The sequence below is a fragment of the Ruegeria sp. AB10 genome (assembly GCF_056542745.1).
In genome coordinates, this window is record NZ_JBQGAI010000012.1 from 1 (window position 1) to 16,197 (window position 16,197).

Annotated in this window: 27 protein-coding genes; all 27 read left to right on the top strand. The window is 56.7% G+C overall.

The features are described 5' to 3' along the window. Positions 1–260: EF-Tu C-terminal domain-related protein (locus tag ACR0NT_RS17130; RefSeq protein WP_480443169.1), on the top strand; the 260-nt coding region annotated here is incomplete at its 5' end. 232 nt (positions 261–492) lie between these two features. Next, positions 493–2,244: an EamA family transporter gene (locus ACR0NT_RS17135; protein ID WP_170440461.1), complete on the top strand. Its 1,752-nt coding sequence runs from the start codon at positions 493–495 to the stop codon at positions 2,242–2,244. Between the two features lie 169 nt (positions 2,245–2,413). Then, a complete protein-coding gene (gene rpsJ / locus ACR0NT_RS17140; protein WP_008756422.1) occupies positions 2,414–2,728 on the top strand; it encodes a 30S ribosomal protein S10 in 315 nt (104 codons plus the stop codon). Between the two features lie 18 nt (positions 2,729–2,746). Next, positions 2,747–3,472 (top strand): 50S ribosomal protein L3, encoded by a 726-nt coding sequence (rplC, locus tag ACR0NT_RS17145; protein ID WP_170351686.1) that lies wholly within the window; start codon positions 2,747–2,749, stop codon positions 3,470–3,472. After that, entirely contained in the window at positions 3,469–4,086 is a 618-nt protein-coding gene (gene rplD, locus ACR0NT_RS17150; RefSeq protein WP_155148664.1) for a 50S ribosomal protein L4, read from the top strand. Before rplC ends, rplD begins: the two co-directional genes overlap by 4 nt. Continuing rightward, entirely contained in the window at positions 4,083–4,379 is a 297-nt protein-coding gene (locus tag ACR0NT_RS17155) for a 50S ribosomal protein L23 (protein WP_008757532.1), read from the top strand. The genes rplD and ACR0NT_RS17155 overlap by 4 nt, the downstream gene beginning before the upstream one ends. A 156-nt stretch (positions 4,380–4,535) precedes the next feature. Continuing rightward, entirely contained in the window at positions 4,536–5,240 is a 705-nt protein-coding gene (locus ACR0NT_RS17160; RefSeq protein ID WP_170674832.1) for a class I SAM-dependent methyltransferase, read from the top strand. Positions 5,241–5,389: 149 nt separating this feature from the next. Beyond that, the gene (locus tag ACR0NT_RS17165) at positions 5,390–6,157 is read left to right on the top strand and encodes a hypothetical protein (protein ID WP_170674834.1); all 768 of its coding nucleotides are present in this window, start codon (positions 5,390–5,392) and stop codon (positions 6,155–6,157) included. Positions 6,158–6,362: 205 nt separating this feature from the next. Beyond that, complete coding sequence (rplB, locus tag ACR0NT_RS17170; protein WP_008757664.1) at positions 6,363–7,205, top strand: 50S ribosomal protein L2; 843 nt, start codon at positions 6,363–6,365, stop codon at positions 7,203–7,205. A 3-nt stretch (positions 7,206–7,208) separates the two neighbouring features. Then, positions 7,209–7,487 (top strand): 30S ribosomal protein S19, encoded by a 279-nt coding sequence (gene rpsS / locus ACR0NT_RS17175; RefSeq protein ID WP_005980699.1) that lies wholly within the window; start codon positions 7,209–7,211, stop codon positions 7,485–7,487. A gap of 3 nt (positions 7,488–7,490) precedes the next feature. Further along, positions 7,491–7,871 carry a 50S ribosomal protein L22 gene (rplV, locus tag ACR0NT_RS17180; protein WP_039538267.1) on the top strand — a complete coding sequence of 127 codons (381 nt, stop codon included), beginning with the start codon at positions 7,491–7,493 and terminating at the stop codon, positions 7,869–7,871. Further along, on the top strand, positions 7,871–8,581 hold the full coding sequence (rpsC, locus tag ACR0NT_RS17185; protein WP_008758042.1) for a 30S ribosomal protein S3: 711 nt from the start codon (positions 7,871–7,873) through the stop codon (positions 8,579–8,581). The genes rplV and rpsC overlap by 1 nt, the downstream gene beginning before the upstream one ends. Positions 8,582–8,593: 12 nt before the next feature. Beyond that, positions 8,594–9,007, top strand: a complete 414-nt coding sequence (gene rplP / locus ACR0NT_RS17190; RefSeq protein WP_058283513.1) for a 50S ribosomal protein L16 — start codon at positions 8,594–8,596, stop codon at positions 9,005–9,007. A 160-nt stretch (positions 9,008–9,167) separates the two neighbouring features. Next, positions 9,168–9,716, top strand: coding sequence for an amino acid synthesis family protein (locus ACR0NT_RS17195; RefSeq protein WP_170440475.1), 549 nt, complete (start codon positions 9,168–9,170; stop codon positions 9,714–9,716). Positions 9,717–9,756: 40 nt separating this feature from the next. Then, entirely contained in the window at positions 9,757–10,377 is a 621-nt protein-coding gene (locus tag ACR0NT_RS17200; RefSeq protein WP_170440478.1) for a 2OG-Fe(II) oxygenase family protein, read from the top strand. Positions 10,378–11,094: 717 nt separating this feature from the next. Then, on the top strand, positions 11,095–11,301 hold the full coding sequence (gene rpmC / locus ACR0NT_RS17205) for a 50S ribosomal protein L29 (RefSeq protein ID WP_010437082.1): 207 nt from the start codon (positions 11,095–11,097) through the stop codon (positions 11,299–11,301). Positions 11,302–11,305: 4 nt separating this feature from the next. After that, positions 11,306–11,536, top strand: a complete 231-nt coding sequence (rpsQ, locus tag ACR0NT_RS17210) for a 30S ribosomal protein S17 (protein WP_170440480.1) — start codon at positions 11,306–11,308, stop codon at positions 11,534–11,536. A gap of 76 nt (positions 11,537–11,612) precedes the next feature. Next, positions 11,613–11,981 (top strand): 50S ribosomal protein L14, encoded by a 369-nt coding sequence (rplN, locus tag ACR0NT_RS17215; protein ID WP_008757934.1) that lies wholly within the window; start codon positions 11,613–11,615, stop codon positions 11,979–11,981. Positions 11,982–11,983: 2 nt separating this feature from the next. Continuing rightward, positions 11,984–12,295 (top strand): 50S ribosomal protein L24, encoded by a 312-nt coding sequence (rplX, locus tag ACR0NT_RS17220; RefSeq protein WP_170440482.1) that lies wholly within the window; start codon positions 11,984–11,986, stop codon positions 12,293–12,295. Continuing rightward, positions 12,288–12,848 carry a 50S ribosomal protein L5 gene (gene rplE / locus ACR0NT_RS17225; RefSeq protein WP_170440483.1) on the top strand — a complete coding sequence of 187 codons (561 nt, stop codon included), beginning with the start codon at positions 12,288–12,290 and terminating at the stop codon, positions 12,846–12,848. Before rplX ends, rplE begins: the two co-directional genes overlap by 8 nt. Before the next feature lie 19 nt (positions 12,849–12,867). Beyond that, positions 12,868–13,173, top strand: coding sequence for a 30S ribosomal protein S14 (rpsN, locus tag ACR0NT_RS17230; RefSeq protein WP_068340744.1), 306 nt, complete (start codon positions 12,868–12,870; stop codon positions 13,171–13,173). Positions 13,174–13,186: 13 nt separating this feature from the next. After that, positions 13,187–13,579 carry a 30S ribosomal protein S8 gene (gene rpsH, locus ACR0NT_RS17235; RefSeq protein WP_010437099.1) on the top strand — a complete coding sequence of 131 codons (393 nt, stop codon included), beginning with the start codon at positions 13,187–13,189 and terminating at the stop codon, positions 13,577–13,579. 11 nt (positions 13,580–13,590) lie between these two features. Continuing rightward, a complete protein-coding gene (rplF, locus tag ACR0NT_RS17240) occupies positions 13,591–14,124 on the top strand; it encodes a 50S ribosomal protein L6 (RefSeq protein ID WP_170440485.1) in 534 nt (177 codons plus the stop codon). 11 nt (positions 14,125–14,135) lie between these two features. Beyond that, complete coding sequence (gene rplR, locus ACR0NT_RS17245) at positions 14,136–14,495, top strand: 50S ribosomal protein L18 (RefSeq protein ID WP_039523386.1); 360 nt, start codon at positions 14,136–14,138, stop codon at positions 14,493–14,495. Between the two features lie 116 nt (positions 14,496–14,611). Beyond that, positions 14,612–15,175, top strand: a complete 564-nt coding sequence (gene rpsE / locus ACR0NT_RS17250; RefSeq protein ID WP_170440487.1) for a 30S ribosomal protein S5 — start codon at positions 14,612–14,614, stop codon at positions 15,173–15,175. A 12-nt stretch (positions 15,176–15,187) separates the two neighbouring features. Continuing rightward, entirely contained in the window at positions 15,188–15,376 is a 189-nt protein-coding gene (rpmD, locus tag ACR0NT_RS17255) for a 50S ribosomal protein L30 (protein WP_050605831.1), read from the top strand. Positions 15,377–15,548: 172 nt separating this feature from the next. After that, the gene (locus ACR0NT_RS17260) at positions 15,549–16,169 is read left to right on the top strand and encodes a LysE family translocator (RefSeq protein WP_170440489.1); all 621 of its coding nucleotides are present in this window, start codon (positions 15,549–15,551) and stop codon (positions 16,167–16,169) included. Positions 16,170–16,197 lie beyond the last annotated feature (28 nt).

The following is a 16,197-nucleotide window of genomic DNA, read 5'->3' on the forward strand; positions in this document are numbered from 1 at the left end:
CCTACATCCTGACCAAGGAAGAAGGCGGCCGTCACACTCCGTTCTTCGCGAACTACCGTCCGCAGTTCTACTTCCGTACGACTGACGTGACCGGCACCGTGACCCTGGCCGAAGGCACCGAGATGGTCATGCCCGGCGACAACGTGTCGTTCGGCGTTGAGCTGATCGCGCCGATCGCGATGGAAAACGGTCTGCGCTTCGCGATCCGCGAAGGCGGCCGCACCGTCGGCGCCGGCGTTGTGTCGAAAATCATCGAGTAAGGCGCGCTTGCCGCGCCTGGTTGCGGCAGGCGGTTTTCCAACGGAAAGTCCGCCGGGAGCAACTCGGTGAAGAGTAAAGAAGGGCGCCCCTCGGGGCGCCCTTTTTCGTGCGGCGAAGTTTTCAATCCTTGCCTGCAAAGTGTCAGCTTGCGGTTGAAAGAAAATGCGAAGAAAGTGGGCGCGTTTAGCAATCACTCTATAAGGTCAGCAGCCAGCTGGTGTCGGAACCACAATGAAATCGATTCTTCTGGCCTTGGTGGCCGTTGCAGTCTGGAGTACAGCTGCACCTGTAGCCGTTGGCGCATCAGTTTCAGTGAATTCACTTGAATTTGTGGCAATCATCCTTGTCGGAGCGGTGTTGTCGTTATCCATCCAATTGGCACCGCAAGGCCGCGCGTCCTGGCAGAGACTCGTCAGCTTGCCGCTTGACGCGAAACTCAAGGTTCTTCTCTTTGGTTGCCTTGTATCCCTGTACTATGTCTGTCTTTACACGGCGCTTTTTTATGCCCCGAGTGTTGAGGCCAATATCATCAATTACTTGTGGCCCGTATTCTACACAATTTTCGCGGGCTTAATGTTCAGGGAACAGTACCCGCTTACACGCCAAAAAATCGGCTTCATGTTTATCGGCTTTGCCGGCGTGGTGTTATTGATGTTTGGCGGTAACGACGACCTTGGCTTCGATGTCTTCAATCCGTGGTATCTGGTCGCGCTCGCTGCGGCTGTCTTTGCAGGTTTGTACTTTGTGATCGTCCACCAGTTAGAGCCTTACAATATCGGAAACAGAGAGCTGTATCTATGGGGATTGGCGTTACCTGCAATCCTGACTGCTGCAGCAGTGGCCTGGATCGGGAAACCGGATACAAGCGGGCTGCTAGAGGCTGCACCATTTGCTTTGTATCTTGGAATGTTCGTAATCCCTGTTGGTCAAACGGCATGGACCAGAGCGATCAGGCTGTTCACTCATCCCTCGATGAGCGCGTTGTCCTTCTTGACGCCAATTCTCAGTACGATTTTGCTGTTCATTTTTTTCAAGGAGCATTTTACTCTTTATGGCCTTGCAGGGGCGTGCCTGATTATTCTCTCGGCCCTGTTGGTCAGCAGCCGCCAAGTCCACACGACCGCGCAACTCGGTGCATCGATAGTGGCGATGCTGGCGGCTATTGCGATGCTGGTGAAGCCAGATGCGGAACTTGTCAGAATTGATCCGACAACGGTCGGGTCACTGGGTACCATTTTCAGCGTTTTGGCCGGTTTCACAATTTTTCGCCTTGCTGACCGGGTTCACGAAAGAGAGGCGGCGCTCGTTCGGGTCGGGCACGTCTTTCGAAAGTTGGAGCAATTGGTTCCGGATGAGCCTGACATCCAGGAAAAAATGGCGAGCTTTCGGGATGCAGTCCTAATTGCGGATGGTTGTGGCGCAGACGATGAGTGCGCTTTGAATGACATTTTCCATATGGGTGACAATCACAAGGGCCTTTCCCCCGAGGTTCTCGGAACGCTTGAGACGCTCGATAAAGAAACGCGGCTCTGGCTGACGATTCACCACAGTAAGGCAAATACCGGAGAGCTTGCCGTCATCGCGTCAATTGGTGGGCTTAGCATTCTTTTGGGCGCGCTAGGCGCACCAAAAGGATTCATCGAGACCATAGTCGTTTCCGCCAGTGCTGCCGCGGTGAGCTACATAGTTATGCTGGTAAGAGACTACGAAAACCTCAGAGCGGAACGCAATTTTCCGAAGATCAACGCGATATACGGCTCTTTCTTCAAAGGTAATGCCGTTGTTTGGCCCTCTCGTGTCATTGAATCCCCGTTTTTGCCGCTCCCCTTGGATGACATCGCCGTTAACGTCTCGGAACATGGCGAAGTAAAACAAATGCGCCTGGATGGGATCGGCAGATTTGGAAAGAAATTCCTCTTGGTTTTCGTTTTTCTGTTTGTTGCTCTGGTGGCAACCGCAGTTGCATATTCTGGCGCCAGCTGAACTGCCGGGATATTTTGTCCCTTGCCAAACCCTACCAACCCCACTAATACGCGCGAGTTCTCAACAAGAACATCAAGGCGGGGTGATTCCCGCCTTTTGGGTTCGATGAGGGTTGGCGATGCGCGCCTGTCCTCCTCTCAACCTCAACGCCTGATAAAAGGCTGTTAATATGCAAAGCCAAAACATCCGTATTCGGCTGAAGGCATTTGACTATCGCGTTCTGGATGCCAGCACGCAAGAGATCGTCAACACTGCCAAGCGGACCGGCGCGAACGTGCGCGGCCCGATCCCGCTGCCGAACAAGATTGAGAAGTTCACGGTTCTCCGTGGCCCTCACGTTGACAAGAAATCCCGCGACCAGTTCGAGATCCGCACGCACAAGCGTCTGCTCGACATCGTTGATCCGACCCCCCAGACCGTTGACGCGCTGATGAAGCTCGACCTCGCTGCTGGTGTGGACGTCGAGATCAAGCTGCAGTCGTAAGATCGGAGGGTATAGATTATGCGCTCTGGTATTATCGCAAAAAAAGTTGGCATGACCCGCCTGTTCATGGAAGACGGCAAGCAGATTCCTGTGACCGTTCTTCACCTGGACAACCTGCAGGTCGTTGCACAGCGTACCGCTGACAAAGACGGTTACACCGCCGTTCAGCTGGGCGCCGGTGCTGCCAAGGCAAAACGCACCTCGAAGGCCATGCGCGGTCACTACGCCGCTGCCAAGGTCGAGCCCAAGCGTAAGCTGGCCGAGTTCCGCGTGTCGGAAGATGGCCTGATCGAAGTGGGCGCCGAGATTTCGGCAGAACACTTCCTGGAAGGTCAGAAAGTTGACGTTTCGGGTACCTCGATCGGTAAAGGCTTTGCCGGTGCGATGAAGCGCCACAACTTCGGTGGTCTGCGCGCCTCGCACGGTGTTTCGATCAGCCACCGTTCGCACGGTTCGACCGGTCAGTGTCAGGACCCGGGCAAGGTGTTCAAAGGCAAGAAGATGGCCGGTCACATGGGTGCTGCCCGTGTAACCACCCAGAACCTGGAAGTCGTCAAAACCGACGCCGACCGTGGTCTGGTCTTCATCAAAGGCGCCGTTCCCGGACCGAAATCGGGCTGGGTCACCGTCAAGGACGCCGTGAAGAAGAAAGCACCGGAAGGCCTGCCTTTCCCGGCTGCTGTGAAATCGGCTGCAACCGAAGCACCTGCGGAAGAAGCGCCCGCGGAAGGTGGTGAAGCATGAAACTTGATGTAATCAAACTGGACGGCGGCAAAGCCGGCGACATCGAGCTGAACGCCGATCTGTTCGGTCTCGAGCCGCGTGCGGACATCCTGCATCGTGTGGTCCGTTGGCAGCGCAACAACGCGCAGGCCGGCACCCACAAGGTCAAGACCCGCTCGGAAACCAGCTACTCGACCAAGAAGATCTATCGCCAGAAGGGCACCGGTGGCGCACGCCATGGTGACCGTAACGCGCCGATCTTCCGCAAGGGTGGTATCTACAAGGGCCCGACCCCACGTTCGCACGGCCACGACCTGCCGAAGAAGTTCCGCAAGCTTGGCCTGCGCCACGCTCTGTCGGCCAAAGCCAAGGCGGGTGAACTGGTTGTGATCGAGAACGCCGAAGCCGAAGGCAAGACCGCCGCTCTGGCCAAACAGGTTGCAAACCTGGGCTGGAAACGCGCTCTGGTCATCGACGGCGCGACTGTGAACGAAGGTTTCCTGAAGGCGTCGCGCAACATCGAAGGTCTGGATATCCTGCCGTCGATGGGTGCAAACGTTTATGACATCCTCAAGCGTGACACCCTGGTGCTCACCAAAGCGGCTGTCGAAGCACTGGAGGCTCGTCTGAAATGAGCGCGAAGGCAGAACACTACGACGTGATCCGCAAGCCGATCATCACCGAAAAGTCGACCATGGCGTCCGAAAACGGCGCGGTTGTCTTCGAAGTGGCGATCGACAGCAACAAGCCGCAGATCAAAGAGGCCGTTGAGGCGCTGTTTGGTGTGAAGGTCAAAGCGGTGAACACCACCGTGACCAAAGGCAAGGTCAAGCGGTTCCGCGGCCAGCTGGGCCGTCGGAAAGACGTCAAAAAAGCATATGTGACCCTGGAAGAGGGTAACACCATCGACGTGTCCACCGGTCTCTGATCCGGTCCGTCTTTGGAGCAAGATAAAGGCCCCCGCGAAAGCGGGGGTTTTTTTTATTCAAAGGCCAAATTTAACCAGCTGCACATTAAGGTGCCCGAAACTGATGCGCAAAGAAGCGATTGCAGTTGAGTTTGAGGTCTGACAGATTTCGCCCCAGTGCCGTTTAACCGTCTTGCGAAAGAAAAAATACCAATGATCCCCAAACCATCTCAGCAGGCCCGGTCGGACGGCCGCCGCGATTTTTGGAACCAGTTCTACGAGAATTCTGCAGAGTCTTGGGAGTTGTCGCTGCCATCACAGTTCGCCGCGTTTGTGGCCAATGAAATTGATCGGAAGGCGCATGTTGTTGACATCGGGTGCGGCAACGCCCGTGACAGTTTCTTCTTTTCGCGGCACGGGTTCCTTGTGACCGGACTGGATGCATCAGAAGCCGCCGTTGCGTCAGCCAGAAAACACACAAAGACGCAGGGCGGGGACGGTCTTGAATTTGCCAGAACCAACCTCAAGGACGGGGTGGTTCAACAGGTGCTGTCCAATCGGCGCGCGAAGGCGGTCTGTGTCTATGCGCGCTTTTTTTTGCACGCGATCACTGATGACGAAGAAGATGCCTTGATCGATGCCCTGCATGAGGGGTGCCAGCCGGGTGACATTGTTGCGTTCGAATACCGGACATTGGCGGACCGCGACACAACAAAAGTAGCACCGCCGCATTTCCGGCGCTATCTGTGCGCGGCGGAGCTGGACGAAAAAATGAAGCAGTTTCAGTTCGCCAAACGATACGGTGTCGAAGGGGTCGGGTTCGCAAAATACAAGACAGAGGATGCGATCGTCGCCCGGGCAATCTATGAAAAAGACCTATGACCGAAACAGAAATCATCAAAAAGCTGGCGTCGCTTCGTGCTGTTGTGTTTGAACATGCAACGGCCCAGACCGCCCTGCCGCGTCCACGCAAAACCCGTCTGGCTGTGCAGGCATTGCAAGATCCTGTTCGGGACCTGAACAACCCGGCATTGTTTGACGATTGGGAAGAAATCGATCTTCTGCTTTGTTGCCACCGGCGATCAAGGGCCGCGCGAACGCATGGCAGGCTCAAGCGGATGGAAAGGCGCTATGCGCGCAAGGGGCAGGAAGCGCGGTTTGCGGCGTTTTTCGAATGTGTCAAACAGGCTCTTCACCCCGATTTCATCACGCCGCATGGCTATAACAGAACCTTCGGGGAAATGAATGCCGGCGGTATTTTCCAGAAGCTCGAAGCTGAGTTGGCACCCGTCATCCAACTCGGCAAACCGATATTCCTGTATGCCGGTGCGTTGTTGGGCTACGTGCGCGATGGTCGGTTGATCGACCATGACGATGACGTGGATTTTGCGGTGCACCTGGGTGAGTCCACGCTTGAAGAAATACCCGAGAAATGGGCCATGTACCAAAATGCCCTGTTGGAAAGCGGCTGTCTGGATGCCACGCCATCAACCCGAAGCTCTCCGATATTCAAGGTGAAAAACGGCCTGGGGATCGATGTTGACCTGTTTCCGGCCTGGACTGAAAACGGACGCTTCAGCGTCTACCCTTACTCTTTCAACGGCGTACCCGAGAGTTCGATCTTTCCGCTCAGGGCATTGAATGACGGGCAGATTATGCTGCCTCAGGACCCACCGGCCCTGCTGGCCCAGAGTTATGGGGAAAACTGGCGCATACCGGACCCGCTTTTTCACTTTGACTGGTCGGGCGCACGCCGCACGTTCGCGCCCTTGGTCCAACATGATTTCAGTATCAAGTGACTGTGCCCGCCAAGAGAATGTGCGTACCCTATAGACACCCACCCCCAACCCTGCTACACGCTCCCAATCTTGCGGCCTCGGATTCGTTCCGGGGCCTCTGATATTTGTAACCGGGGACCTTCGGGGCCCTATACCCTTGGCACCTACGGGGGCCTATCACATAGCGGGGAAACTCCCTGCACTTGCTAAACGGAAGACAGAAAGCATGGCACTCAAGTCGTACAAGCCGACGACGCCGGGCCAGCGCGGGCTGGTGCTGATCGACCGTTCGGAGCTTTGGAAAGGACGTCCGGTCAAGTCTCTCACTGAGGGTTTGACCAAATCGGGCGGCCGGAACAACACCGGACGGATCACTTCACGCCGCCGCGGCGGTGGCGCAAAGCGTCTCTACCGGATCGTTGACTTCAAACGGAACAAATTTGATGTCGCGGCAACCGTCGAGCGGATCGAATATGACCCGAACCGGACCGCATTCATCGCACTGGTAAAATACGAAGACGGCGAGCAGGCATACATCCTGGCTCCGCAGCGTCTGGCTGTTGGTGATAAAGTCGTGGCATCCGCCAAGGCCGACATCAAGCCGGGCAACGCAATGCCGTTCTCGGGCATGCCGATCGGTACCATCGTCCACAACATCGAGATGAAGCCTGGTAAAGGCGGTCAGATCGCACGTGCGGCTGGTACTTACGCTCAGTTCGTTGGTCGCGATGGCGGCTACGCTCAGATCCGTCTGAGCTCGGGCGAACTGCGCATGGTCCGTCAGGAATGCATGGCCACCGTTGGTGCCGTGTCCAACCCCGACAACTCGAACCAGAACCTCGGTAAAGCCGGTCGTATGCGCCACAAGGGCGTGCGTCCGTCGGTTCGTGGTGTTGCAATGAACCCGATCGATCACCCGCACGGTGGTGGTGAAGGTCGTACCTCGGGTGGCCGTACGCCGGTTACGCCGTGGGGTAAGGACACCAAGGGTAAGCGTACCCGCAACAAGAACAAAGCGTCCCAGAAGCTGATCATCCGCTCGCGGCACGCCAAGAAGAAGGGACGTTAATCCATGTCTCGCTCTGTTTGGAAGGGTCCTTTCGTCGATGCTTACGTGCTGAAAAAAGCCGAAGCAGCGCGCGAGTCGGGCCGCAACGAAGTCATCAAAATCTGGTCGCGTCGTTCCACCATTCTGCCCCAGTTCGTGGGTCTGACCTTTGGTGTATACAACGGCCAGAAACATATCCCCGTCAACGTCTCGGAAGACATGATCGGTCAGAAGTTCGGTGAATACTCGCCGACCCGCACCTATTATGGCCACGCCGCAGACAAAAAAGCGAAGCGGAAGTAAGTCATGGGCAAGGAAAAGAACCCCCGCCGCGTGGCTGAAAACGAAGCAATGGCGAAAACCCGCATGCTTCGCACCAGCCCGCAGAAACTGAACCTGGTTGCGCAAATGATCCGCGGCAAGAAAGTTGAGAAGGCTCTGACCGACCTGACTTTCTCGAACAAGCGTGTCGCGCAGGACGTCAAGAAGTGCCTGCAGTCCGCAATCGCGAATGCCGAAAACAACCACAACCTGGACGTTGACGAGCTGATCGTCGCCGAAGCATGGGTTGGCAAGAACCTGGTCATGAAGCGCGGTCGTCCGCGTGCCCGTGGCCGTTTCGGCAAGATCATGAAGCCGTTCTCGGAGATCACCATCAAGGTGCGTCAAGTTGAGGAGCAAGCCTAATGGGTCATAAAGTAAATCCGATCGGCATGCGCCTGCAGGTCAACCGCACCTGGGACAGCCGCTGGTACGCCGACACCAAGGACTACGGTGATCTTCTGCTGGAAGACCTCAAGATCCGTGAGTTCATCAACAAAGAGTGCAAGCAGGCCGGTGTTGCCCGTGTGATCATCGAACGTCCGCACAAGAAGTGCCGCGTTACGATCCACACTGCACGTCCCGGTGTCATCATCGGCAAGAAAGGTGCAGACATCGAAGTTCTGCGCAAAAAGCTTGCTCGTATGACCGACAGCGAACTGCACCTGAACATCGTCGAAGTGCGCAAGCCCGAGCTTGACGCGCAGCTGGTTGCCGAGTCCATTGCTCAGCAGCTGGAGCGCCGCGTCTCGTTCCGCCGCGCGATGAAGCGGTCGGTTCAGAACGCCATGCGCATGGGCGCCCTGGGTATCCGGGTGAACGTCGCTGGTCGTCTGGGCGGCGCCGAAATCGCACGGACCGAGTGGTACCGCGAAGGCCGCGTGCCTCTGCACACCCTGCGTGCCGACATCGATTACGCACATGCCGAAGCGATGACCCCCTATGGGATCATCGGGATCAAGGTCTGGATCTTCAAAGGTGAGATCATGGAGCACGATCCGCAGGCACGTGACCGTAAAGCACAGGAACTCCAGGACGGCCCTGCACCTCGTGGTGCTGGTGGCGGTCGTCGCTAAGGAGGGAAAGATATGCTTCAACCAAAGCGTACTAAATTCCGCAAGATGCACAAAGGCCGGATCAAGGGTCTCGCCAAAGGCGGCTCTGATCTGAACTTTGGCACCTACGGCCTGAAAGCTCTTGAGCCTGAGCGTGTAACTGCACGCCAGATCGAAGCTGCACGTCGTGCCATGACGCGTCACATGAAGCGTCAGGGCCGCGTCTGGATCCGCATCTTCCCCGACACTCCGGTCACGGCTAAGCCGATCGAAGTTCGTATGGGTAAAGGTAAAGGTTCGGTCGACCGCTGGGCATGCAAAGTCAAGCCTGGCCGCGTGATGTTCGAGATCGACGGCGTCAATGACGACATCGCCCGCGAGGCTCTGCGCCTGGCAGCGATGAAGCTGCCGATCAAGACCCGCGTCGTGGTTCGCGAAGACTGGTAAGGCGGCGGGGTAAAACCCGATCCTACGATTTGAAACCCTCGTCGGGACACCGGCGGGGGTTTTTCTTTTGGGTCGACCTCTTGTGATCTGCCAGCCGGTCAAAACAGTCGACGTCTCACTGCGCCGCCCCTACGTTAACCTGCAGGAATGGGAGGGCCCTATGGTGCGGCTACGCAAAAAGATGTTTGTCAAGGAAATCATAACCACTGATCAGTTGGGCCAACCTTGTGATCCTGTCAGCCGGGTCGCTGCCTTGGCGGTGATACAGAACCCATTGGCCGGGCGTCATGCGGATGACCTTTCAGAGCTGTTCGAGATCGGAGCCCTTCTGGGGCCTGACCTTGCGGCTGATGCGGTCTCGCAACTGGACGGTGCGCCGGTGTCATATGGCAAGGCAGCAATCATCGGCATGAACGGCGACCTTGAGCAGGGCGGGGCGGTGATCCATCCCAAGCTCGGCGCACCCATGCGCGCGGCAGCGGGCGGAGGTGAGGCGGTGATCCCTTCGAATGCCAAGCTGGGCGCGCCGGGCTGTGCAATTGATCTGCCGCTGGGGCACAAGGACAATCCGTGGTCATTCGATTATTTCGACACGATGACGCTCAACATTCCGGACGCGCCGAAACCGGACGAGATCGTGCTGTGCCTTGCTTATGCTGATGGCGGTCGCCCGATCCCGCGCTGTGGCAAAGGGCCCATCAAGACCTAAGCGTCTGGTCTTGCCGAAAGGGCTGAGGTATGCCCGGCCCATGGCACAGATTGAATCACTCTTCGTTACCCGTCTTTATCGCGCAGCTTTGTCCGAGTTCGACCCCAAGATCGACGCGGAAGAACTGGAAAATTCCTGCCTTGTCATCGCCGAGGATGATGAGGCCGGGCAGGAATGGTGCGAAGAGAACGGCTATCCCGGCTATACCAGCTATGCCTCGCTGACCGATCTGCCCTGGCGCTTCCCGATCTTTGCCGATCTGGTCACTGCGCTGGATCAGCACGTCGCGGCCTTTGCCAAGGATCTGGAGTTCGATCTGGGTGAGGGCGAGCTGAAGCTGGAGGACCTATGGATCAACATCCTGCCTGAGGGCGGAATGCACTCCAGCCACCTGCACCCGCACAGCGTCATTTCGGGCACGACTTATGTGTCGATGCCAGAAGGCGCGAGCGCGTTGAAGCTGGAAGATCCCCGTTCAGGTCGCATGATGGCCGCGCCGACGCGCCTGAAGGGTGGGCGGCGGGATTTGCAGCCGTTCATCTATATGAAGCCGCAGGTCGGCGACGTTCTGCTTTGGGAAAGCTGGCTGCGCCATGAGGTGCCGATGAACATGGCTGAAGAAGAACGGATTTCGGTGAGTTTTAATTATAAGTGGGAGTAAGCTTTGCCTCGGGTGAGGCAACAGAAAACTTCGCTCCAGATTAAGTCAGGCAAGAGAGTCCACGAGCGCGCCGCAGCTTGTGGACTTCCTTTTGCCTTAGGAGTTTGATCACTTTGCTCCACATTGTTTTTTGGATAGCCGAGCCGTTTTTTTCATTTGGCTAAGGGTTTTTCGTTGAGATTGCTTCAGAGAGTTCATCTCTTGCTCTCGCGATTCACCTAAGTACATCGCCTGGGTCCACAAGGCATATAGTTCGGGGGACATGTTATGCTTCGCAATCTCGGCCACGCAAATACACTGGTCGATAGACATCCCGTTCATGCGATCCTCTGCAACGGCTCTCGAGCAAACGTCCTTCCCGGCATACGTCTGGGCTTGAGTGGAACTGGCAATCAGTGCCAGGGCAGCGGTCCAATACAAATTCTTCATAACTTACCTGTGTATTAACGCATCTAGAGTGCGGGTACAGTGGTGTTGGATTGTGCGCAAGCTTAAGGGAGGGCTCTGACGTGCAGTTTCGCCTTTGCGCCTGCTTTGCGGATGGTACCTGCTAGTGATCCAAACTTCCTCTTGCCACCCACCCCCCAAACCCTTATACGGCGGCATCCTGCGATCTCCCGGCGTTGTCGGGCGATTCGTATGTCTATCAGTCATCCACCAGGTCCAAGGTGACCCTGTCAGGGGGCCTTCTGGTGTTTTGAGCAAAGGAAAAAGGCGATGAACGCCCAAGAACTGCGTGACAAGACCCCGGACCAGCTCCGCGAGGAACTGGCCAACCTGAAGAAAGAAAGCTTTAACCTGCGCTTTCAACAGGCAACCGGTCAGCTGGAAAACACTGCCGGCATCAAAGCGGCCCGCCGCAATGCTGCCCGCGTCAAAACCATTCTGAACGAAAAGGCCGCTGCTGCGGCATCGGAGGAGTAATCCTATGCCCAAGCGTATCCTGTCCGGAATCGTAACCAGCGACGCCAACGAGCAAACCGTGACTGTTTCGGTTGAACGCCGTTTCAAGCACCCGCTGCTGCACAAAACCGTTCGTAAGTCCAAGAAGTACCGGGCTCACGACGAAAAGAACGCCTTCAAGGTCGGCGACTCTGTACGCATCATCGAATGCGCGCCGAAATCGAAGACGAAACGTTGGGAAGTTCTGGAAGCGTAAGCTTCCGGGATTTTCCCATTTGTCGAAACCCTGGGGGATTTAATCAGACCAGCCCCCACAGGTCGGGAGAAACCACATGATCCAGATGCAGACCAATCTGGATGTCGCTGACAACTCCGGCGCACGCCGAGTTCAGTGCATCAAGGTCCTGGGTGGTTCCAAGCGTAAATACGCCTCCGTCGGCGACATCATTGTCGTCTCGGTGAAGGAAGCCATCCCGCGCGGCCGCGTAAAGAAAGGGGACGTCCGTAAGGCCGTCGTCGTACGCACCGCCAAGGAAGTCCGTCGCGAAGACGGCACCGCGATCCGTTTCGATCGCAACGCCGCCGTCATCCTGAACAACAACAACGAGCCCGTAGGTACCCGTATCTTTGGCCCGGTTGTTCGTGAACTGCGCGGCAAGAACTTCATGAAAATCATCTCGCTGGCTCCGGAGGTGCTGTAATCATGGCTGCTAAACTCCGCAAAGGCGACAAGGTCGTCGTGCTGGCCGGCAAGGACAAGGGCAAAGAGGGAACGATTACCTCGGTTGACCCCAAAGCCGGCAAAGCTGTTGTCGACGGCATCAACATCGCCATCCGCCACACCCGCCAGACCCAGAACAGCCAAGGCGGCCGTTTGCCTCAGGCAAACCCGATCGAGCTGTCGAACCTGGCTCTGCTGGACAAGAACGGCAAAGCAACCCGCGTTGGCTTCCGCATGGAAGGCGACAAGAAGGTTCGTTTCGCCAAGACCACAGGGGACGTGATCGATGCTTGATTCCGCAACCTACACCCCGCGTCTGAAAGCTCAGTACGTTGAAACCATCCGTGCCGCTCTGAAAGAAGAGTTCGGCTACAAGAACGACATGCAGCTGCCCAAGCTGGAAAAAATCGTTCTGAACATCGGGTGTGGTGCTGAGGCCGTCAAGGACTCGAAGAAAGCGAAAGCTGCTGTCGAGGATCTGACTGCGATTGCTGGCCAGCAGGCCGTTTCGACCAAGGCGAAGAAGTCGATCGCGGGTTTCCGCGTCCGTGAAGACATGCCGTTGGGCGCGAAAGTGACCCTGCGCGGTGACCGGATGTACGAATTTCTGGATCGTCTGATCACCATCGCGATGCCGCGCGTTCGTGACTTCCGCGGTGTTAAGCCGTCTTTCGATGGTCAGGGCAACTTTGCCATGGGTATGAAAGAGCACATCGTGTTCCCGGAAATCGACTTCGACAAGGTCGACGAGGTCTGGGGCATGGACATCGTAATTGCCACCACAGCGAAAACCGACGCTGAAGCAAAGGCACTGTTGAAAGCATTCAACATGCCGTTCAACGCGTAAGCGCCGGAAGGATAGAGACATGGCTAAAAAAGCAATGATCGAACGCGAGAAGAAGCGCGAACGCCTGGTGGCCAAATATGCCGCAAAGCGTGCCGAGCTGAAAGAAATCGCGAATGATGAGAGCCGCCCGATGGAAGAGCGTTTCAAAGCGCGTCTGAAACTGGCGAAACTGCCGCGCAACAGCTCGGCTACCCGTCTGCACAACCGTTGTCAGCTGACCGGTCGTCCCCACGCTTACTACCGTAAGCTGAAGGTCAGCCGTATCGCGCTGCGCGAGCTGGGTTCTGCTGGTCAGATCCCCGGCATGGTGAAATCGAGCTGGTAAGGGAGACATAGATATGAACGATCCTATCGGCGATATGCTCACCCGTATCCGCAACGCGCAAATGCGCGGCAAGTCCACCGTTTCCACCCCGGCTTCCAAGCTGCGCGGTTGGGTTCTGGACGTGCTGGCGGACGAAGGTTACATCCGTGGCTACGAAGCGACGACCGGTGAAAACGGTCATCCGGCCATCGAAATCAGCCTGAAATACTACGAAGGCACCCCTGTCATTCGCGAACTGAAGCGGGTCTCGAAGCCTGGCCGTCGCGTCTACATGGGCGTCAATGACATCCCGCAGGTCCGTCAGGGTCTGGGCGTGTCGATTGTCAGCACTCCGAAAGGTGTGATGTCGGACGCAAACGCTCGCTCCAACAATGTTGGCGGCGAAGTGCTCTGCACCGTCTTCTAAGGAGGTCTGCAATGTCTCGTATTGGTAAAAAACCGGTCGAGCTGCCCAGCGGCGTTTCCGCCTCTGTGTCGGGTCAGACCATCGAAGTGAAAGGTCCGAAAGGCACCCGCAGCTTCACCGCAACTGATGACGTAACGCTGTCGGTTGAAGACAACGTCGTGCAAATCAACCCTCGTGGCATGTCCAAGCGTGCCCGCCAGCAGTGGGGCATGAGCCGCACCATGGTTGCCAATCTGGTAACCGGTGTGACCGAAGGCTTCAAAAAAGAGCTGGAGATCCAGGGTGTTGGTTACCGGGCTCAGATGCAGGGCAACACCCTGAAGCTGAACCTGGGCTACAGCCACGATGTTGATTTCACTGCTCCGGAAGGTGTCACCATCACCGCACCGAAGCAGACAGAGATCGTTGTGGAAGGTATCGACCAGCAGCAGGTGGGCGAAGTCGCGGCCAAAATCCGCGAATGGCGCCGTCCCGAGCCGTACAAAGGCAAGGGCATCCGCTATAAGGGCGAGTTCATCTTCCGCAAGGAAGGCAAGAAGAAGTAAGGACGCAGACAATGGCAAACAGCAAAAGAACCCTGTTTCTGAAGCGCCGCCTGCGCGTTCGGAACAAACTTCGCAAAGTCAACGCGGGCCGTGTACGCCTGTCGGTTCACCGTTCGAACAAGAACATCAGCGTTCAGCTGATCGACGACGTTCGTGGCGTGACCCTGGCCTCGGCCTCGACCCTGGAAAAAGATCTGGGTGTTGTTGGCAAGAACAACGTCGAAGCGGCCACGAAAGTGGGCGCGGCCATCGCCGAGCGTGCCAAGAAGGCAGGCGTCGAAGAGGCCTATTTCGATCGTGGTGGCTTCCTGTTCCACGGCAAGGTGAAGGCAGTTGCCGACGCCGCGCGTGAAGGTGGTCTTAAGATCTAAGACTTGCGGGCAGCTTTGCGGCTGCCCCGATGATCCGGGGGCCTCGGCAACAGTCGGGGCTCACTTGGATTGAAGAAAACGGCGCCGTATGCGCCACATGAGAAAAGGGATGCCAAATGGCAGAACGTGAAAACCGTCGGGGCCGTGGCCGCGACCGTGAAGAAACACCGGAATTTGCCGATCGTCTGGTCGCAATCAACCGCGTGTCGAAAACCGTAAAAGGTGGTAAGCGCTTTGGCTTCGCCGCTCTGGTGGTTGTCGGCGATCAGAAAGGCCGCGTCGGCTTTGGCAAAGGTAAAGCGAAAGAAGTACCTGAAGCCATCCGCAAGGCGACCGAACAAGCCAAGCGTCAGATGATCCGCGTGCAACTGCGCGAAGGTCGGACCCTGCACCACGACATCGAAGGCCGTCACGGCGCCGGTAAAGTGGTTATGCGCACCGCGCCTGAAGGTACTGGTATCATCGCCGGTGGTCCGATGCGTGCTGTGTTCGAAATGCTGGGCGTTAAGGACGTTGTGTCCAAATCGCTGGGCTCGCAGAACCCGTACAACATGATCCGCGCCACCATCAACGGCCTGCAGAAAGAGCAGAGCCCGCGTTCGGTTGCCGCACGTCGTGGTAAAAAAGTTGCCGACATCCTGCCCAAGCGGGACGAAGCACCGGCTGAAGCCGAAGCGTAAGGAGAGCGAGCAATGGCAAAAACCATCGTCGTCAAGCAGATCGGTTCCCCGATCCGCCGCCCCGCCGAACAGCGCGCAACCCTGATCGGTCTGGGCCTGAACAAGATGCACAAGACCCGTGAGCTGGAGGATACTCCTTCGGTCCGCGGCATGATCCGCAAGATCCCGCATCTGGTAGAGATCGTCGAAGAGCGCGGCTAAGCGCACTTCCAGCGAACAAAGAAACGCCTCCGAATATTCGGGGGCGTTTTCTTTTTGTAGCATTTGTCTGCTTTGAGCCCAAACCGGCTCATTCGTCAAAGCGCGGCGAATGACCGCTTCTTTCGTCTCACTCTGCCTGTTAGCGTTCAGGGAAAGCGAAAGGAGCTTGATAATGAGCGCAGATATTTCAAGTTTGCTTTTGGCTTTGGGTATCTTTTCGGTTGGCTTTGTCAGTATCGGCCCGAATATTCTCGCCATTATCGGCACCTCGATGGAGCGTGGACGGGAGGCCGGAGTAAAACTGGCTCTCGGAGTAGGGTCCGGCTCGGCGGTCTGGGCCACATGCACCGTTGCGGGTCTGACTGCTCTGATCACAGCCTATGCGGGTGCAGTCACAATCCTGAAGATTTTCGGAGCAGCATACCTTTTGTGGTTGGCATACAAAGCGTTTCGCTCGGCGGCGACCCCCTCTCACTTGCACAAACCAAAGGCTGCTCGCGGAAAGAACCTCTATCTTCAAGGTATCGCAATTCAACTTACAAACCCAAAAGCTGCGCTCCAGTGGATTGCAATTGTTGGCGTTGGCCTTGGCAATGAGGCACCGTTATGGGTCGGTATTGCGCTAATCTTGATTGCTACAGCACTATCGTTAGCTGTTCACACTCTCTACGCGGTTACATTCTCTACAGCGCCAGTGGTGGTTGCCTATCAAAAGACACGTCGATGGATCGAAGGATCGCTCGGCATCTTTTTCAGTTTCGCAGCCTACAAGATTGCGACCTATCGCCAGTGACCGTACGGCGGCTAAGTCCGCATAGCGG

Bases quoted from the DNA above. Each gene is read 5' to 3' on its own strand.
- rpsH (WP_010437099.1), top strand. From the start codon at position 13,187: ATGAACGATCCTATCGGCGATATGCTCACCCGTATCCGCAACGCGCAA.
- ACR0NT_RS17155 (WP_008757532.1), top strand. From the start codon at position 4,083: ATGAGCGCGAAGGCAGAACACTACGACGTGATCCGCAAGCCGATCATC.
- rpsS (WP_005980699.1), top strand. From the start codon at position 7,209: ATGTCTCGCTCTGTTTGGAAGGGTCCTTTCGTCGATGCTTACGTGCTG.
- rpmD (WP_050605831.1), top strand. From the start codon at position 15,188: ATGGCAAAAACCATCGTCGTCAAGCAGATCGGTTCCCCGATCCGCCGC.
- rplD (WP_155148664.1), top strand. From the start codon at position 3,469: ATGAAACTTGATGTAATCAAACTGGACGGCGGCAAAGCCGGCGACATC.
- rplX (WP_170440482.1), top strand. From the start codon at position 11,984: ATGGCTGCTAAACTCCGCAAAGGCGACAAGGTCGTCGTGCTGGCCGGC.
- rplN (WP_008757934.1), top strand. From the start codon at position 11,613: ATGATCCAGATGCAGACCAATCTGGATGTCGCTGACAACTCCGGCGCA.
- ACR0NT_RS17135 (WP_170440461.1), top strand. From the start codon at position 493: ATGAAATCGATTCTTCTGGCCTTGGTGGCCGTTGCAGTCTGGAGTACA.
- rplC (WP_170351686.1), top strand. From the start codon at position 2,747: ATGCGCTCTGGTATTATCGCAAAAAAAGTTGGCATGACCCGCCTGTTC.
- rplV (WP_039538267.1), top strand. From the start codon at position 7,491: ATGGGCAAGGAAAAGAACCCCCGCCGCGTGGCTGAAAACGAAGCAATG.
- rplE (WP_170440483.1), top strand. From the start codon at position 12,288: ATGCTTGATTCCGCAACCTACACCCCGCGTCTGAAAGCTCAGTACGTT.
- ACR0NT_RS17200 (WP_170440478.1), top strand. From the start codon at position 9,757: ATGGCACAGATTGAATCACTCTTCGTTACCCGTCTTTATCGCGCAGCT.
- rplR (WP_039523386.1), top strand. From the start codon at position 14,136: ATGGCAAACAGCAAAAGAACCCTGTTTCTGAAGCGCCGCCTGCGCGTT.
- ACR0NT_RS17195 (WP_170440475.1), top strand. From the start codon at position 9,168: ATGGTGCGGCTACGCAAAAAGATGTTTGTCAAGGAAATCATAACCACT.
- rpsQ (WP_170440480.1), top strand. From the start codon at position 11,306: ATGCCCAAGCGTATCCTGTCCGGAATCGTAACCAGCGACGCCAACGAG.
- rpmC (WP_010437082.1), top strand. From the start codon at position 11,095: ATGAACGCCCAAGAACTGCGTGACAAGACCCCGGACCAGCTCCGCGAG.
- rplP (WP_058283513.1), top strand. From the start codon at position 8,594: ATGCTTCAACCAAAGCGTACTAAATTCCGCAAGATGCACAAAGGCCGG.
- rpsC (WP_008758042.1), top strand. From the start codon at position 7,871: ATGGGTCATAAAGTAAATCCGATCGGCATGCGCCTGCAGGTCAACCGC.
- rpsE (WP_170440487.1), top strand. From the start codon at position 14,612: ATGGCAGAACGTGAAAACCGTCGGGGCCGTGGCCGCGACCGTGAAGAA.
- rpsJ (WP_008756422.1), top strand. From the start codon at position 2,414: ATGCAAAGCCAAAACATCCGTATTCGGCTGAAGGCATTTGACTATCGC.
- rplF (WP_170440485.1), top strand. From the start codon at position 13,591: ATGTCTCGTATTGGTAAAAAACCGGTCGAGCTGCCCAGCGGCGTTTCC.
- rpsN (WP_068340744.1), top strand. From the start codon at position 12,868: ATGGCTAAAAAAGCAATGATCGAACGCGAGAAGAAGCGCGAACGCCTG.
- rplB (WP_008757664.1), top strand. From the start codon at position 6,363: ATGGCACTCAAGTCGTACAAGCCGACGACGCCGGGCCAGCGCGGGCTG.
- ACR0NT_RS17260 (WP_170440489.1), top strand. From the start codon at position 15,549: ATGAGCGCAGATATTTCAAGTTTGCTTTTGGCTTTGGGTATCTTTTCG.